Genomic DNA, 16,149 nt, shown 5'->3' on the forward strand with positions numbered 1-16,149 from the left:
ATACTGTACAAGCCAATCAACTTTTCGCGGATTTCTGGGTGTTGGCGCAGCGTGGCTAGGTTTTGTAAGCACTGCTCGCGGTCGATGCCAATATGAGCGGCATTGTCCGCCGTGAGGGTTTTCGCAGGGGCGAGAATTGGGCACTTATTGAGATGTACCAGTTTGACCGGCACGGGCAGTTCATCTGGCCCTAGGTCGTCTCGCTTGGTGTACAAACGCGTGTTGAGTGCGTCGACATCAAGATCCAACAGTGGCTGAGGATCTTTGGCTAAGTCGACCATGATAACTGCGTTTTGGTTGGTCGGGTGCCACGCCACTGGAACCATCCAACTGGTGTATTGGCACTCTCGGCCTAACATGCCGGAGACGTGCATCAAGGGGGTCATATTGACAATATCGATCAGCTCATTGAGTTTGCGTTTATGGCGCATCGACAAAAAGTAATCAAACAATTTGGGCTGTGCGGCTTTGATTTTTTTTGCCATCTCAATGGTGGCAATCACATCCGCCATCGCGTCGTGCGCGTTGGCGTGTTCAATGCCATTAGCGACCGATAAATGTTCCAACTTAAAGCTAATAAAGCCTTCTTCGTTTTCTGGCCACTCGATGCCTTTAGGTCGCAACGCATGACACGCGCGTAGCACATCCAATAGATCCCAGCGAGAGTTGCCGTTTTGCCAGCTCCATGCATAGGGGTCAATGAAGTTGCGATAACAGGTATAGCGCGTCACTTCATCATCAAAACGAATGCTGTTGTAGCCCAAGCTTATGGTATTGGGCGTCGCCAATTGCGCGTGAATCTGGGCGATAAATTCAGGTTCTGGCAGCCCTTTACTGACCGCCGTTTGCGGAGTGATACCCGTGATGAGCGCCGCTTCTGGCGCGGGTAAGTAATCGGCAGGTGGCTGACAGTAAATCACCAGCGGCTCACCGATGATGTTGAAATCCATATCGGTGCGCACGCCTGCAAACTGGCTCGGCCTGTCTTTGGCTGGGCTGGTTCCCCAAGTCTCATAATCAAAGAAGAAAAACGTCGGTTGATTATCAGATTGCATGGGTTCTCCAGAAATTGCGTGCGATTGACGTGAAGTATCCGTCAAGAAAGGGCGCGCAAGCAAGGGAAATGGCGAAAAACTTTCAAGCCAGGTCTATGGGTGACGATTTTCTGCGCGTTAGAACAAATCAAGGACTCGAAGGCCAACGTACAGGTGCTACGAGTCATCGACTGGTTAACGATAGCGCTCAATCAGCGCCAACATATCTGGGCTTTCGAGGACGCGGATTCTGCTATGGCCTTTTTCTTTTGCAAACAGTGCGTACTGCATGGCTCGCGCGACGTCACTGGCATGAATGGGAATCAGCTTGCGCAATGGGCCTATCATAAGTGGGCGCGCCACTTTTAGCACCGCTTGCAAAACCAATTCATCATTTCTTGGGGTGTCTCTTAGCCCCACTAATGGACCAGGGCGAACGAATACCACTTGCTCAAACCCCATACGCTCAATGGTCAGTTCCATTTTCCCTTTACAGCGTAGGTAATGAGACAGTGAGCGCGATGACGCGCCATAACTCGAGACAACCGCGAGACGCGTCACGCCCAGCAGTTTCATTTCGCTCGCGACCTCACACACCAATTTGACGTCGACGTGTTCTAGCGCCTCTTTAGAGCCTGCCTGCTTGCGTGTGGTGCCTAAACAAATGAAGCCATAGGTGGGGGTCGGTTTGTCGTCTGTCCACGTCTGTACTTCCAGTTCAGGGTGAATCAGCGTCTCTAATTTGGGATGAAAATAGGGCAAGGCTTTTCGAGATAACGCGTAAATAGCCTCGATGGGGTCGGCCTCGAGCATCTGCTTCATTAGCTCGTTGCCAATTAGACCCGTGGCGCCTGCCGTGATGACGACAAGCGGTGCACGTTCGTTGGGGTTGTGTTCAGTCTGGTTCACCGTCAGCCTTGCATGAATTCGAGGAAGGTGAACGAAGAATCCTACAGGATCAGTGAAAAGTCTATGATCTCATCCTATCTTTCGCGATCTAATGGGTATTTGTGTCCTTGTGTGCAAGAACCGGGGTTAGGTGAGTGAGAAAGGTAAGCGACGAGTGCTTTTCTTGGGTGAGGACGAGCCGTTTTTGGGTTTACTTGAACGTCGATTTGCAATCATACAGACCTCCTTGCGCTCTACGTTACTGATCAAAAGCGTTCTACGTTATTGATCAAAATATAGTACAAATGGAGAAAAATACCAGTTGAGGTCAATATAACCGATGAATTGACCAGCAAATGGTCAATCACAACAGGGGCGGCGGGTGTTCAAAACGGTATTTCGCGGTACACTGACAAAAATTCAATCTCACCATAGGGATACGTGATGAACATTGACTTGACGACCATGCCGCCTGCGGACATTTATCATTTGATGACGCAAACGGTGATTCCCAGACCCATCGCTTGGGTACTGACGCAATCAGGCACGCAAAACTATAATTTGGCGCCGTTTTCGTACTTTACGCCGATTTCTAGTAATCCACCGCTGTTGATGTTTTCGGTGGGCAAAAAGCCCAGTGGCGAGATCAAAGACACGACGCGAAATGTACTAGCAAACCGAAAAATGGTGGTGCATATCGCTCATCAGGCGCAAGCCGAGTCGGTGACGCAGACCGCCGCAACCCTAGAGCATGGTGAGTCAGAAGTGGCAGCCACCGGTCTTGAGTTGGTCAGCTTTGACGGTTTTGATCTGCCTCGTGTGCAAGGTTGCCCGGTGGCGTTTGGTTGTTCGCTTTTTGAAGTCAAAGAGATCGGTGATACCCCGCAAAGCCTTATTTTCGCCAAGGTTGAGCAGATCTACCTTGATCCTAATATCGTGACAGAGGAGGGCGAACGCCTGACGATTGATGCTCTGTCGCTCAACCCACTTTCCCGTCTCGGGGGCAGCCAATACGCTCTGACCCGTGACGTTTTTTCTGTAGCTAGGCCCAAATAACATGTTAAACCACGCTTTTTCTGACGCCATTTGGCACCGTATCAACCAAAAAACCAAACCTCTTGGCTCGCTTGGCTTGCTTGAGTCAGCCGCCCATCAATTGGCGCTGATCCAAAGCAGCAAAGCGGGAAAACTCGCGCAGCGCATCACGCTCAACCAACCTGCTGCTATCGTCTTTGCCGGCGATCACGGGATTGCCGATGAGGGCGTCAGCATTGCGCCTAGCGCTGTGACGCAGCAAATGGTGCTTAACTTTTTAGCGGGTGGCGCTGCGGTGAACTGTTTCTGCCGCGCCAACGATGTTGCGCTTACTGTCGTTGATTGCGGAATCTTACTGCCTGTGGAGTCTGACTCGGCGCACTTTATCTCTCAGCGTCTTGGCGAGAGAACCCACAATTTTGCTAAACAAGCTGCGATGAGTGCTGAGCAGGTCGAGAACGGCTTGCGTCTGGGGGCACAGGTGGTCGACAAGGTGATCGCATCTGGTTCTGAGCTGGTGATGTTTGGTGAAATGGGCATTGGTAACACCAGTAGCGCGGCGGCCCTGCTGAGTGCCTTGACCAAGGAGCCGGTTGAGCGCTGCGTCGGCCGCGGAACGGGCATCACCGATGAGCAGTACGAGCGCAAAGTGGCGCTGGTTGCTCAAGGTGTTGCGCGCAGTGACGGTTTAGAGGTGAAAGAGGTATTGGCCGAGGTCGGCGGGTTTGAGATTGTGCAGATGGTTGGCGCTTTCTTGGCGGCGGCTAAAGCGCAAGTGCCGGTGCTGGTTGATGGTTTCATTGTCAGTGTGGCAGCGTTGGTGGCAAGCGAACTTGAACCTTCAAGCCGAGAGATGATGATTTTTGCCCACCGCTCGCATGAATCGGGTCATCAATTGTTGCTGCAAAGACTGGAAGCTTTGCCGCTGCTTGACTTGCAGCTGCGCCTAGGTGAGGGCACCGGCGCGGTATTGGCCGTGCCTTTGCTGCGAAGCGCCGCCGAGTTCTACAACACGATGGCGAGCTTTGAAGAAGCCGGAGTGACGGTCTAATGTGGCACGCGAGCAAATATCAATGGCAACTGTTTTGTTTGGCGTTGGGCTTTTTCTCGCGTCTCCCTATCCCGTCTTCGACGCCTTATAGTGAGGCGCGCATGAACCAGGCCGGGCGTTATTTTGCGTTGGTCGGCGCGATTTTGGGCGCGTTGTGCGCCTTGGTGTATGGCGCAGCGCAGTGGTGGCTGCCCAGCAGTGCGGCGCTGTTTGTCATGATGGTGTTTAGCTTAATGCTCACCGGCGCCTTTCATGAAGATGGCCTAACGGACATGGCGGATGGTATTGGCGGCGGCATGACCACCGAGCGCCGCCTTGAGATCATGAAAGACAGCCGAATCGGCACCTATGGCGCCAGTGCACTTATCATGGCGCTACTGGGTAAGTTTGTTTTGCTGAGTGAACTCATCGAGCAAGTCAATCAAAGTATTACTGCCATCGGTGTGATCCTTATTGTCGGCTTTACCTTGAGTCGTTCGGTAGCCGCCTCGTTAATTTTCGATATGCCTTACGTCAGCGATCTCAGTGGCAGCAAAAGTAAGCCCTTGGCACAGCGTCAAACTCGGCTTGAATTAGCCATTCTCCTTATGACAGCCGCAGTGTCTTGCCTGTTTTTATCCGCGGGCGCGGTGCTAGCGCTAGTGATTGTCGCTGTGGTGTTTCGCTTTGGCTTTAAACGCTGGTTGCAGGCGCGCCTCGGCGGCTTCACCGGTGACTGCTTGGGCGCGGCGCAGCAGATCATGGAGTTGCTCTGTTATCTCACGTTGCTTGCGCTCGGTGGTCCCATTCTCACTGGAGGTGCAGGGTGACGATTCATTTGGTGCTTGGCGGCGCTCGCTCAGGCAAATCGCGCTTTGCCGAAGCGCAAATTCGCTCTCTATATGAAGCACGCGACGCCGCGCAGGGGAGCGAGGTAGTCAAAAAACACTACATCGCCACGGCGACTCATCTCGATCAAGAAATGGCCAGTCGGATTGCGCACCATCAAGCGCAGCGCGTCGGTGAAGGGTGGCACCTGCATGAGTGCCCCACTGAGTTGAGTGAGCAACTGGTCCACTTTTCTCAGTACGATGTGGTGCTGATCGATTGTTTGACGCTGTGGCTGAACAATGTCATCTACAACGGCGGTGAGACGCTCAGTGATGAAAACACCCAGCAACGCGTGGCGCATTTAGTAACGAGCATTCAGCGCTGCCGCGCGGACATTGTCTTAGTCAGCAACGAAGTAGGGTTGGGTGTGGTGCCATTGGGCGAAATCTCGCGTCGCTTTGTCGATCACGCCGGTTGGATGAATCAAGCCATTGCTCAAGTGGCGGACAAGGTGACGCTGGTGGCCGCTGGTCTGCCTGTTTCATTGAAATCGTAGGAGTGCGGATGTCTTCTATCCGAGTCTCGCTTGTTCGTCACGCCAAAGTGGATGGCAAGCCTGCTTTGTATGGTCATACGGATGTGGCGGTGGCGGCGGAGCGCCAACAGGCGTTCGCGCGTGCGTTGGCGGAAAATGGATATGCCACGCTGCCGATCGTTAGCTCACCGCTGCGTCGCTGCGCAGATCTTGCTAAAGCCCTGCAGGCGTTGGGTGAGGAGCAATCACGCGGCGTTAGTCCACTCACCCATTCGGTCTCAACCCCAGTTACGGTCCCTGTGACGATAGAGCCTCAATGGCGCGAGATTTCGTTTGGTCAACTCGATGGTATTCCTTTTGATGAGGTGGGCGAGCAGTGGTCTGCACTGGAGGCGTTTTGGCAACATCCGGCTCAGCACCCGTTACCCGGCGCAGAAACGTTAGAGCGTTTTTATCATCGCGTCGTCAACGCTTGGCAAGCGTTTGTTGCTGAGCTTTCACGCGATACCTTGGTGGTGATGCATGGCGGCACGATTCGGATGATTTTGGCTTATGTGCTGGGGCTCGATTGGCAAAATCCGGCGCTGTTTTCAACCTTACATATTGAGAACCAATCGATCACGCAGCTTGAGTTTTACACTGATGAGAGCGGTCAGGTACAAGCTCAGCACGCACGGGTCCGAATGATTGGCGCACCGCTAGGGGCAAGATGAGTACCGTTTTGAGGTTATCTCCTAATCGCTTAAGGCTCTCTTGTAACGGATAGCGACTTAAAAATGGCGAGCAGGTATTAAGTGACATAAATCGATACGCAATGGGCTGCATTTAAGCACACAAAAGCGCATCGAAAGATGCAAAAGAGGATGCGTTTTATTGTGATTCGATTACACTGCCTAAAGCTTGGCGCGTTGTCAGAATGGGACGACGGCGCGTCATGAACAACCTCTTTAAATGATTGAAGTTTTTACGTAGCTGAACGGGGCGCCGTTCGGTTGCCTGCACAGTGAGTCTTGTGGGTAGGGTGATGCCCAGTTGATGGATAATTTTCGATGAAGCACACAATCGGTGTCGATAAGTTTGATCGCTTCTACATAAATTGTCGGTTCAATTCATTAACATACATCGCTGTGCAATAAAGGAGTAGCGCATGACGAAATCCCTCTTTCGCCAATCTTTTCTTTTTGACAGCCTCAATGTCGATCAAGAGATGCCTGTGGGTGAAATGACGGTCGCCAATGGCGTCGTTTTCCGGCTTCATCAACGTGGCGTTTTGGAAGTGATTCCTGCCGACTTTGATGAGACCACCAAGCATATTATTTTGTCTACCGGCATTCATGGTGATGAGACTGCACCAATGGAGCTCATTGACAAGATTGTCGATGACATTCAAACAGGTTTCCAGCCGGTCAGGGAGCGTTTGCTGCTGATCGTTGCCCATCCGCAAGCCACCAATGCTCATACTCGATTTATTGACGTGAATCTGAATCGTTTGTTTGACGATAAAGCCTACGAGCCGAGCATTGAGCTATCGATTGCTAATGAATTGAAAGACGTCGTAGGGCGCTTTTACCACGGCACTGACCCTGCCGCCCGTTGGCACTTAGATCTGCATTGTGCGATTCGTTTATCGAAGCACTATACCTTTGCCGTCAGCCCGAAAGTGCGACATCCGGTGCGCAGTAAAGCCCTCATGGATTTTGTCGCCAGTGGCCACTTAGAAGCCGTGATGTTTTCAAACGCTCCCTCTAGCACCTTTAGTTGGTTCAGTGCAGAGAATTTTGCGGCGCAAGCTCTGACGGTCGAACTGGGGCAAGTGGCCAAAATCGGTGAGAACGAACTGGGCAAGCTGGTTGCGTTTGATTTGGCGATGCGCGATTTGATTTCACGCAGTAAAGCAGAGCACTTACCGCGTAAGCCGACTATGTATCGCGTCAGTCGTACTATCGTTCGCCTGCATGACGATTTCGACTTTTTGTTTGCCGATGACGTTGAGAACTTTACTGCGTTCAAACATGGCGAAGTGTTTGGCCATGATGGAGACAAACCGCTGCTGGCGAAAAACGAAGGAGAAGCTGTCGTCTTTCCAAATCGTCATGTCCCGGTTGGACAGCGCGCGGCACTGATGGTCTGTCCGGTAAAAGTCCGCTACGAAGAGGATCAGGTCGTTTACGATTAATCGTCTTCTAACACTTTTCATTTTAGTGGCTTAGCGTTATCGTTAGGCCACTGTTCTTTCTAGCCCGCCGAATTGACCTACCTTGCATGGAATTTAGCCAACTTCTACATCGTAAACAGCACCGTTGGACACGCGCCGCATGGTTAGGTGCCGGATTGTTTCTTCTAGTGAGTCTGTTTTACGTCATGGTCGGGGAAGTGTTCATTAATCCGCTTGGCGAGCTCAGCCACATTCAAACCCAGCTGCTTGTTCATCTGCGTTTGCCTAGATTGATCTCTGCCGTGGCGATCGGCGCGGCGCTGGCGTTGTCGGGGGCAGTGCTGCAAGTCTTGCTTGGCAATGTGCTCGCAGAGCCCGGTGTGCTCGGCATTTCCGGTGGCGCGAGCATTATGATGGTGCTGGTGCTGTTTTGTTTCCCTGCATTTGCAACGCCGTTAGGTTATATGCTAGCGGCGATCATCGGTGCGCTCTGCTTTACCTTACTGTTGGTCTCGATTGCCAAAATGATGAAGCTGACGACAACACGTCTTCTCTTGGTGGGGGTCGCGCTGGGCATTTTGTCGGGGGCAGTGGTCACTTGGGCTTTCTATTTCAGTGATGATTTAAGCCTCAGGCAGTTGATGTATTGGCTGATGGGCAGCATTGGCGGCGCAAGTTGGTCTCATCACTGGTTGACGTTAGCCCTCATCCCGGTTGTGGTTTGGCTATGTACTAAGGGAGCGCTGCTGGATCGCCTGATGCTCGGTGACGTTTATGCTAGGCAGCTGGGTATCGATACTGACGCCGTACGCTGGAAACTCATTTTAGCGGTATCGATTTTGGTCGGCGGCGCGGTCGCACTCGGTGGAGTGATTGGCTTTGTCGGCTTGGTTGTCCCGCATTTGCTGCGTTTATCGCTGGGCAGCGAAAACCGCTTTCTGTTGCCACTCTCTGCGCTGTGCGGGGCACTATTAGTGCTGGTGGCGGATCTTATCGCGCGAACCGCGCTGCATTCGGCGGAGCTGCCGCTTGGCGTTGTGACAACCTCAATAGGCGCGCCAGTGTTCATTTGGATGTTGCTGAAAAATCATGATTCACATTAATAATCTCTCGGCTGGCTCGCGTTTGCTTCCACTCTCTTTTGAGGTCAATCAGGGAGAAATTGTCCATGTCATTGGCCCAAATGGCAGTGGAAAAAGTACCTTGTTGACCGCTATCGCAGGGCTATTAACGGCGAAAGGGGAGGTGAGAATTGGTGAGCTTGATGTGGCCAAGGCGTCGATGCCTTCTTTAGCCTCCTGCCGGGCTTTTTTAAGCCAAAGCGATCGCCCAGCGTTTAACATTGAAGTCGTGCAGTACTTGGCGTTGTCACTGCCAAGCCAAGCGAAAAGCGTGCTTGATGAGGTAGATGCAGCGGTCCTCACCCTCGCTCAGTGGTTACAGTTAGAGGATAAGCTGCATCGTTCGATTCATCAGTTGTCTGGTGGGGAGTGGCAGCGAGTGCGCCTATGTGGGATTTGTCTGCAAGTCTGGCCAACACTGAATCCGCTGGCGAAGGTATTGATTCTTGATGAACCGGCGGCGCCGCTCGATATTGGTCAAGAAACGCTGCTATACCGTTTGATCGATAAAATCGCCCAATTAGGCATTACAGTGGTGATGTCCAACCACGACCTGAACCGAACCTTGACTCATGCGCACAAGGTGGCGCTGCTTGATCGCGGCGTGTTGCAACAATTTGGTCTGCCTGAAGAGGTATTGAATGAGGCGCAGCTGTCGCGCGTGTTTAATACTGAGGTTCGCTGCGAATCGATTCGCGGCAAGCGGGTTCTGCTGTTCTAACGCTTATCGCACTTCGCTGTGCTTTAGCGCTCTTTATCTATTTCATTATCATCCACACTATCCCTCACGAACTCGCCTTTAGAGCAAATAGTCGAACTGAACTAGTGCAGCGTTGCACTGAATCGGTTCGCGTGCCAAAGCAGTAGCGTCGGTAAATTAATAGCTCTCACACAAATTTAATTAAAAACAATAACTTAACTATTTTTGAAAAGTTGGCACGCTGTTGGCATTAGTGAAAGGGATACATTCTCGTTCTTGTTAGGCTGATTCAATTTTTCAGTACCCCAGAAAAATTGAACGTCGTCAAATTATGACTATGGCAGCTTCCGCCACCTAAGGATTCCCGTCCGTAGGTGGCGGCTTTTTTTCTAGCGCAAGCTATTCTTAATAAGCGCTTTTTGTAGAGAAAGCGTTTTGTTCAGGAAAAACGAGCGCTGTAAAACGGGTTACTGAGTCAGCGGCGCTAAATCCGCTGGACGGTAATAGACCGATTTCAACACCTTTCCTTGACGGATGGTTTTTGCGTCTGACACAAAATCTTTGGCACATTTCGCGATCAGGTAATCGCCTTTTTTCACTGCGGTCAGTTCGATACCTTGCCTGGCGTAGTGCGCTTCGGTGTCAGCGAATTCTTGCTCATTACGACACACTTTACTCATGTTGCTCGAGTGCACTTCATCCCAACACGGCACAAAGTCGATACCACGGTTAACGGCCACATTGAGTAACACATCAATCAAATAGTTAATCGCAAGATTATCTTCAATACGTTGCTGGCCTAGGTGCACCAATCGACCCATCAAAACATAGACGCTATCGACAATCGCATCGGCTTGTTCGGTTTTGCAATCCGCTTCAGCCAGTTCGGTCATTTCTTCAATGATTAAAGACGTATGGAGAGTATCCGCTTTGTCGTCTAAGCTTTCAGGTGAGGCGACAGGTAAATCGAAAGTGCTACGAAATTCAGTGATGTCTTGGTACAGGTGATTGAAAAGTTCAGTGGTGAGTTGGGTCAATTGCATATCAGCTAAGCCTAGGGTTACGAAGTATTGCCAAACGTGAAGAGAGTAAGCAAAGGTTAAGACGTGCGGCAATAGTAACAAACCGCCCTATGTCCCGCCAGAGCAACTCTGTAATCGTACGACTCATTTGATATTCGTACCCTGTGATACGTTCGAGCTCGTCCATTGACCGCTGATAAAATGGCTACCACGCTTCCATTTTGAATGAAAAGCAAGAGAACCCCTCTTTCTATATGGGAGTTGATGCTTATAATTCTATTAAGGACTTCACGCTGATAGGGCAACATCATGGTAATAGAAAGCGAAAGTGAAAAAGTGATCAGACGTCTGTATCAAATCACCAATGATTACAGTAAAGGCTTTGATATTCAGGTGAGTCAGCTCATCATGATGGGGTTAGAGCGCTTTAATTTAGATATCGGCATTTTGTCACGCATCGATGGCGGCACATACACGGTGTTGCACTGCGTCGTTCCTGAAGGCGCGGATCTTAAAGCGGGTGACACCTTTGAATACGATTGCACCTATTGCGAAATCACCTGCTCATCGTTTGGCCCTGTAGCGATTGAGCACATGGGGGAAGATGATGCCCACGCGATTCACCCTGCCTACAACGCGTTTGGTTTGGAGTCCTACATTGGTGTGCCTATTTTTGTCGATGATGAAATTTTTGGCACCTTGAACTTTTCTTCACCGATTCCTTACCCACGCAAATTCAAAGATATTGATATCGACGCGCTTAAGTTGATGGCGTCATGGATTGAGGTCGAGTTGATTCGTCGCAAGCAGGAGACGCGCCTGCAAGAGCTCAATGCCTCTCTCGAGTTTCAAGCATTCCACGATCCTTTAACCAAATTAGCCAATCGCCGCGCGATGTTTAAAACCATTCATGTGGATTTGGAACGCATGAAATTGGCGGGCGGTCAGGGCAGCTTGGCGATCATCGATATTGATCACTTCAAAAAGGTGAATGACACCTTTGGTCATCAAATTGGTGATGACGTGATACGTAAAACCGCCGACGCGCTAAAAGCGCAGTTAACCGACAGTGATTTTATCGCCCGTTTTGGCGGGGAGGAGTTTGTCGTCTGGCTACCCGATAGAGATCCGACCGCACGTAAAACCGTGATTGAGGCGATGCACCGTGCGGTCAACAGTACGCTGCTCGACGGTAAACCCATTACGGTTTCCGTTGGCGCGACCCACTTCGATTTTGCGAATGCTCGGGTGACAGACTGCCAGAAATCCACGCTTGATGAGATTCTCGCCATTGCCGATGAGGGGCTCTACAGCGCCAAAGCCAGTGGTCGCAACCGCATCGAGTGGCGCGAGTACCATACCGACCACGCCGCGGCGTGATCGGTGACTGCGTTCAAGAGCTTTAGGAGAACAGGTAAGGAAATAGTTGACGCTTTTCTTGAACAGTCAGTGATTCGACTCGGTCGATATTGGTGTCAGGTATAGCTTCTGGGTTGGGGTAGTGACGCAGGACTTTCTCCATGCTCTCTTCCCGAATCAGATGAAACACGGGGTAGGGTGAGCGATTGGTTAAGTTCTCATCATCGTCTGGCTCAGTGCCGCCAAAGCAATAGTCGGGGTGGAATGTGGCCAGTTGGAAAATGCCCTCATAGCCTTGCTGTTTAATCAAGGCTTCCACCCAATCAATAAACAGATTGTAATCATCAAAAGATTGCAGCATCTCTGGCACTACCACTAAGGTGGTTTCCCGCTCCTCGGCTGAAAGCGCCTCTAGAGCGATAAGCTCACTCAATAGGTCTTCAAGAAGAGACGCTTCGTCGGTGGCGTCACTGGTCACGATATGAATTTGTCCATTGCGCTGCGGTTTTGCGGCAAACGGACAAAGGTTAAGACTGATCACGACCTGATTAAGCCATTGCTCAACGGCGCTGATGATAGGAGAAGGGTTGGCTGAGAGAGTCATTTTGCTTCCAAATTCTGATTTGAGCCAAGCATATCAGAATTTGCCTTCACAGGCGGCACTCTTATGTGAGTAGTCTGCCGCGACAGCGCCGCACAAAGAAAGAAAATCATGACATAGAGCAGCATGCCACCAGCGATGACGGTTGCCCAACCACCGTGTTGCCAACAGTAAATCAAGAAAAAGCCTCCGATACTGCCCCCGACGTAATAGTGCACGAGATAGAGTGCAGTTGCCGTCGCCTTGGCTTGCGTCGCTTTTTGGCTCACCCACGCGTAGGCCAGTGTGTGTGTGAAAAAGGCGCCGAAGCTAATCAGCATCAACCCCAGAAGCATGAAAGGTAGGGTATCGACGTAGGCACTCCACATTCCAAGCATACTGATTAGCGCGCCCACTTTGATGCCAAGTAGCGGCGGGTAACGCTTATTCCAAACCGAGGTGAGCTTGGAGCTCAATGTGCCGGGCAGATAACACAGGAAGATCAGCGCGGCCACTCCGACTGGAAGAGAATGCGGTTCGGCCACGAGACGAAACCCCATCACCGAATAGAGATTCACAAACAGCGCAAAGTTGACACCACCAATCAACATTGCGAGCCAAATAGTGCGGTTTTTGAGGTGCTCGACTAGTGCGCGATTGTGGTAGCGAAGCATCCCTTTGGCGGGCTGGAAATGTTGCTGCTTGGGGAGCAGTAACGCGACCGCGATAGCGCCAACTAAGGTGAACAGCGCCATGACCAGTACAGCGTACTCCCAGCCCAGTTGGTCGGTGAGGGTACCGCCAACAATACGCCCTGTGATACCGCCAAGTGAGTTCGCGGCAATGTAGCCACCAATCGCTTGACCAAACGCAGCGCTGCTCAGCTCTTCAACCATATAAGCGACGGCGACAGAGGCAAAGGCCGCCAAGGCGATGCCCATCATCGCGCGCAGTAAAACCAAGCCCAGCAGAGACTCAGTATAGAACATGGCGAGACCAATCACGGGCATCGCAAACAGGCCAAGCAACATAACGCTGCGTCTGCCGGTGGACTCGGATGCGACCGCCCAAGGCACAAGGAAAAAGGACAGCGCTAGGGTGCTGGCTGCAAAAATCCAGTTCACTTGGGTTTCTGACACGCTGAAATGACCGGCCATAAAAGGCAGCATGGGCTGAAAAAGGTAGAGATTACAAAACACCAGAAAGGAGCCCAGCGCTAGGCTGAAAGTCACTCGTTTGTACGCAGGGCTAGACAGTTCAATCATGGTTACTCGTTTGGGTGTGATCAGTCAGGAGAGTGTGATCACATTATCAGTCTCATCTTGATTTATAAAATATATTAAAAATATCATTGTCATATATTTTTGATCTCATTAAGGCGGCCAGAGGAGTGCCATTTTGGAGAGTAAACCTTTGCGTTATTTTGTCGCGGTGGCTGAGCATGGTCACTTTACTCAAGCCGCCAAAGCCTTGCACATTGCGCAGCCTGCTCTGAGTATTGCGATTCGAAAATTTGAGCAGACGCTGGGTGTCGAGCTTTTTCGCCGCGAAGACCGTCGCATCTCCTTAACCCCAGAGGGAGAGGTGCTCTACGAGCATGCCAAACGCATCATCCAGCAACTAGATGACGCCAAATTGGCTATTGATGAGATGAAGGGGCTGGAAAAAGGCGAAGTCAGGCTTGGCGCTCCCAGTATGATGGGGTCCTATTTTTTTCCGCGCATTATGATGGCGTTCAAAAGCCACTATCCCAATCTTAAATTGACGCTGGTGGATGCGGGGGCGCGCTCGGTGCGGCAAATGTTACTCGATGGTGAGCTGGATATTGGTGTGATTGACAGTGAAAATGTGCCCGAGGACTTAGCCACCGATCATTTGCTGGATTCGGAAATGGTGGCGGTGGTCAGCCCAACGCACCCGTTTGCCCAGCGCCAAGCGATCGATTTTGATGAGTTTTTTGAGCACGAACTGGTGCTGTTTAAGCCCGGCTATTTTCACCGTGGGTATCTGGAGCAAAAAGCCAAGGCGTGTCAAAAGCCGCTCAAATTCTCGTTTGAGACCAACTTGTTGCCGATGATTCTTAGTATCGTCAAACAGGAATTTGCCATTACCGCTTTACTGGAGTTGGTGCCTGAGCATGAAAAAGCGGTCGTAGGTGTGCCGTTTACACAACCGGTTACTGTCAGTTTGGCGCTCGCCTGGCGCAAGGATGGCTACCTCTCAATTGCGGATCGAACCTTTATCGACTTCGTAAAGCGTTATGTATGATGGGCGAATAAGGATAACAACACACTCAACAAAGGACGTGTATGCGTATTGCCATTCATCAGCTCAACACAACAGAACACTTAACACCGCTAAAGATTGAACGATGGGAGATTGAAGACGGCCACTCATGGGGCGTATTCAGCTCTGAAGGCGATATCGGATCGCAACTGGGCGCACTGCTTTGCGGCGATGCCCCCTTTGAAGGCGTTCAGGATGCGGTTGACAGGAGTGAAGGCCGCGTTGCACAAGTCTCGCTAGCGAGCCAGCAGCAATTACTCGAAGAAGAAATTGCTAATGATGACACCGATTTTCTCGACAGAATCGATAGTGGGACGAGCGTTGAAATCTTGGTTAAACAGCAGTGTGATGATCTTGAGTATGCCAATCAATTGATGAGTCAGCTCGATTTGTGCCATTTGGCCAACAGTGGTTTTCGACAGTTGTCGACGGGAGAAACCCGCCGCGTGATGTTGGCGCGCGCACTGGCTAGCAAGCCTGATCTGTTGGTGCTCGATAATCCGTTCTCCGGTCTGGATGTTGCCCATCGTGAGTCGCTGTCGACAACGCTGGCAGAAATGGCGCAACAGGTGCAGATGATCGTCACCTTCAATCGTGAAGAAGATTTGCCCCCTTGGATTGACCAAGTCGCGCTGTTTCATCACGGACAATTGGAGAGCACGATGGCCTCCGCCGCTTGGCATGCGCACCCAGTGATTGCTCAGTTGCAATCGCAATCAGAGCAACAAAGCGAACACATGTTGGCGTTGGTGCGCAAACATCAGCACAGTAATGATCTGCCCAGTCCAGTGTTTGCCATCAAGGATGGGGAGGTCGCGTACACCGACAAAACCATCTTCACCCAGCTCAATTGGCAAATCGATAAAGGTCAACATTGGCAGATTAAAGGCCCGAACGGTTGTGGTAAAAGCACACTGCTCGGGCTGATTTTTGGCGATCACCCCCAATGCTACTCCAACGATATTACCATTTTCGGCCACCAGCGCGGCAGCGGTGAAACCATCTGGCAAATCAAGCAGAACATCGGCATGGTCTCCTCTTCATTGCATCTGCAGTATCGAGTCAGTTGCAGCGTACTGGACGTGATTCTCTCGGGCTTTTATGACTCCATCGGCCTTTATCAGCAGCCAAGTAAGTGTGAGCTGCAAACCGCGCACGAATGGCTCGCCATGCTGCACATGACCGACTGCGCCAAGCGCTCGTTCCGTGAGCTGGATTACGGCCAGCAGCGATTGGTGTTAATCGCTCGCGCGTTGGTGAAACAACCCGCCCTGTTGATTTTAGATGAGCCCTATCAAGGACTTGACTACTTAGGGCGTCGGTTAGTGAAAAACAGTTTAGAGATGATCGCGCGTGAAAATCTTAGCCAACTCTTGTATGTCTCGCACTATGAGGCCGACAAGCTGGAGGCTATCCGCAATGAGCTCAGCTTTGAGTTTGACGAGTCGATGGGCTGTTATGTCCCTCGGGTTGTCATGGGTGAATCAAGTGGCGCATAAACGGGGTGTGTCACCCTGACAAACGGGCTCGGCTCATCTACGCTTAAGATAGTCTTATTATTCAGGGAGTAGCG

16 protein-coding genes are annotated in these 16,149 nt (G+C 51.2%); 11 read left to right on the plus strand and 5 right to left on the minus strand.

The annotated features are described in order from the left end of the window. On the minus strand, positions 1–1,055 hold a 1,055-nt coding region (sbcB, locus tag AC6R10_RS16775; RefSeq protein ID WP_500672976.1), incomplete at its 3' end, for an exodeoxyribonuclease I. Positions 1,056–1,229: 174 nt separating this feature from the next. Further along, entirely contained in the window at positions 1,230–1,856 is a 627-nt protein-coding gene (locus AC6R10_RS16780; protein WP_500673009.1) for a Rossmann-fold NAD(P)-binding domain-containing protein, read from the minus strand. A gap of 510 nt (positions 1,857–2,366) precedes the next feature. On the opposite strand from AC6R10_RS16780, the gene AC6R10_RS16785 reads away from it, so the two are divergent. The 8 genes from AC6R10_RS16785 (at position 2,367) to btuD (ending at position 9,350) form a co-directional block, all read left to right on the plus strand. Further along, the gene (locus tag AC6R10_RS16785) at positions 2,367–2,978 is read left to right on the plus strand and encodes a flavin reductase family protein (protein WP_500672977.1); all 612 of its coding nucleotides are present in this window, start codon (positions 2,367–2,369) and stop codon (positions 2,976–2,978) included. Between the two features lies 1 nt (position 2,979). After that, positions 2,980–4,008 (plus strand): nicotinate-nucleotide--dimethylbenzimidazole phosphoribosyltransferase, encoded by a 1,029-nt coding sequence (gene cobT / locus AC6R10_RS16790; RefSeq protein WP_500672978.1) that lies wholly within the window; start codon positions 2,980–2,982, stop codon positions 4,006–4,008. Continuing rightward, positions 4,008–4,817 carry an adenosylcobinamide-GDP ribazoletransferase gene (locus tag AC6R10_RS16795; RefSeq protein ID WP_500672979.1) on the plus strand — a complete coding sequence of 270 codons (810 nt, stop codon included), beginning with the start codon at positions 4,008–4,010 and terminating at the stop codon, positions 4,815–4,817. The genes cobT and AC6R10_RS16795 overlap by 1 nt, the downstream gene beginning before the upstream one ends. Beyond that, a complete protein-coding gene (gene cobU, locus AC6R10_RS16800) occupies positions 4,814–5,374 on the plus strand; it encodes a bifunctional adenosylcobinamide kinase/adenosylcobinamide-phosphate guanylyltransferase (protein ID WP_500672980.1) in 561 nt (186 codons plus the stop codon). The genes AC6R10_RS16795 and cobU overlap by 4 nt, the downstream gene beginning before the upstream one ends. Before the next feature lie 8 nt (positions 5,375–5,382). Continuing rightward, positions 5,383–6,066: a histidine phosphatase family protein gene (locus AC6R10_RS16805; RefSeq protein WP_500672981.1), complete on the plus strand. Its 684-nt coding sequence runs from the start codon at positions 5,383–5,385 to the stop codon at positions 6,064–6,066. A 434-nt stretch (positions 6,067–6,500) separates the two neighbouring features. After that, positions 6,501–7,529 carry a succinylglutamate desuccinylase gene (locus AC6R10_RS16810; protein WP_500672982.1) on the plus strand — a complete coding sequence of 343 codons (1,029 nt, stop codon included), beginning with the start codon at positions 6,501–6,503 and terminating at the stop codon, positions 7,527–7,529. An 86-nt stretch (positions 7,530–7,615) separates the two neighbouring features. Further along, the gene (btuC, locus tag AC6R10_RS16815) at positions 7,616–8,611 is read left to right on the plus strand and encodes a vitamin B12 ABC transporter permease BtuC (protein WP_334550505.1); all 996 of its coding nucleotides are present in this window, start codon (positions 7,616–7,618) and stop codon (positions 8,609–8,611) included. Continuing rightward, positions 8,598–9,350 (plus strand): vitamin B12 ABC transporter ATP-binding protein BtuD, encoded by a 753-nt coding sequence (btuD, locus tag AC6R10_RS16820; RefSeq protein ID WP_500672983.1) that lies wholly within the window; start codon positions 8,598–8,600, stop codon positions 9,348–9,350. Before btuC ends, btuD begins: the two co-directional genes overlap by 14 nt. Before the next feature lie 446 nt (positions 9,351–9,796). On the opposite strand, the gene AC6R10_RS16825 is transcribed toward btuD, so the two are convergent. Beyond that, positions 9,797–10,372 (minus strand): nucleoside triphosphate pyrophosphohydrolase family protein, encoded by a 576-nt coding sequence (locus tag AC6R10_RS16825; protein ID WP_500672984.1) that lies wholly within the window; start codon positions 10,370–10,372, stop codon positions 9,797–9,799. 288 nt (positions 10,373–10,660) lie between these two features. Here AC6R10_RS16825 and AC6R10_RS16830 point away from each other — a divergent pair, with 288 nt between their 5' ends. After that, positions 10,661–11,731, plus strand: coding sequence for a sensor domain-containing diguanylate cyclase (locus AC6R10_RS16830; protein WP_500672985.1), 1,071 nt, complete (start codon positions 10,661–10,663; stop codon positions 11,729–11,731). A gap of 22 nt (positions 11,732–11,753) precedes the next feature. Here AC6R10_RS16830 and AC6R10_RS16835 read toward each other — a convergent pair whose 3' ends face one another. Further along, positions 11,754–12,314: a DUF1415 domain-containing protein gene (locus tag AC6R10_RS16835; RefSeq protein ID WP_500672986.1), complete on the minus strand. Its 561-nt coding sequence runs from the start codon at positions 12,312–12,314 to the stop codon at positions 11,754–11,756. Further along, on the minus strand, positions 12,311–13,555 hold the full coding sequence (locus AC6R10_RS16840) for an MFS transporter (protein WP_500672987.1): 1,245 nt from the start codon (positions 13,553–13,555) through the stop codon (positions 12,311–12,313). Before AC6R10_RS16840 ends, AC6R10_RS16835 begins: the two co-directional genes overlap by 4 nt. 133 nt (positions 13,556–13,688) lie before the next feature. Here AC6R10_RS16840 and AC6R10_RS16845 point away from each other — a divergent pair, with 133 nt between their 5' ends. Both AC6R10_RS16845 and modF read left to right on the plus strand, forming a co-directional pair. Next, a complete protein-coding gene (locus tag AC6R10_RS16845) occupies positions 13,689–14,558 on the plus strand; it encodes a LysR family transcriptional regulator (RefSeq protein ID WP_487903114.1) in 870 nt (289 codons plus the stop codon). A gap of 41 nt (positions 14,559–14,599) precedes the next feature. Continuing rightward, on the plus strand, positions 14,600–16,075 hold the full coding sequence (modF, locus tag AC6R10_RS16850; protein WP_500672988.1) for a molybdate ABC transporter ATP-binding protein ModF: 1,476 nt from the start codon (positions 14,600–14,602) through the stop codon (positions 16,073–16,075). Positions 16,076–16,149: the final 74 nt, after the last annotated feature.

The sequence above is a fragment of the Vibrio sp. R12-SG2-ISO1 genome (assembly GCF_059834045.1).

Excerpts from the sequence above, each read along its gene's own strand:
- AC6R10_RS16805 (WP_500672981.1), top strand. The coding sequence starts at position 5,383 with ATGTCTTCTATCCGAGTCTCGCTTGTTCGTCACGCCAAAGTGGATGGC.
- AC6R10_RS16835 (WP_500672986.1), bottom strand. The coding sequence starts at position 12,314 with ATGACTCTCTCAGCCAACCCTTCTCCTATCATCAGCGCCGTTGAGCAA.
- modF (WP_500672988.1), top strand. The coding sequence starts at position 14,600 with ATGCGTATTGCCATTCATCAGCTCAACACAACAGAACACTTAACACCG.
- AC6R10_RS16825 (WP_500672984.1), bottom strand. The coding sequence starts at position 10,372 with ATGCAATTGACCCAACTCACCACTGAACTTTTCAATCACCTGTACCAA.
- AC6R10_RS16840 (WP_500672987.1), bottom strand. The coding sequence starts at position 13,555 with ATGATTGAACTGTCTAGCCCTGCGTACAAACGAGTGACTTTCAGCCTA.
- AC6R10_RS16780 (WP_500673009.1), bottom strand. The coding sequence starts at position 1,856 with ATGAAGCAGATGCTCGAGGCCGACCCCATCGAGGCTATTTACGCGTTA.
- btuC (WP_334550505.1), top strand. The coding sequence starts at position 7,616 with ATGGAATTTAGCCAACTTCTACATCGTAAACAGCACCGTTGGACACGC.
- btuD (WP_500672983.1), top strand. The coding sequence starts at position 8,598 with ATGATTCACATTAATAATCTCTCGGCTGGCTCGCGTTTGCTTCCACTC.
- AC6R10_RS16810 (WP_500672982.1), top strand. The coding sequence starts at position 6,501 with ATGACGAAATCCCTCTTTCGCCAATCTTTTCTTTTTGACAGCCTCAAT.
- AC6R10_RS16795 (WP_500672979.1), top strand. The coding sequence starts at position 4,008 with ATGTGGCACGCGAGCAAATATCAATGGCAACTGTTTTGTTTGGCGTTG.
- AC6R10_RS16830 (WP_500672985.1), top strand. The coding sequence starts at position 10,661 with ATGGTAATAGAAAGCGAAAGTGAAAAAGTGATCAGACGTCTGTATCAA.
- AC6R10_RS16785 (WP_500672977.1), top strand. The coding sequence starts at position 2,367 with ATGAACATTGACTTGACGACCATGCCGCCTGCGGACATTTATCATTTG.
- cobT (WP_500672978.1), top strand. The coding sequence starts at position 2,980 with ATGTTAAACCACGCTTTTTCTGACGCCATTTGGCACCGTATCAACCAA.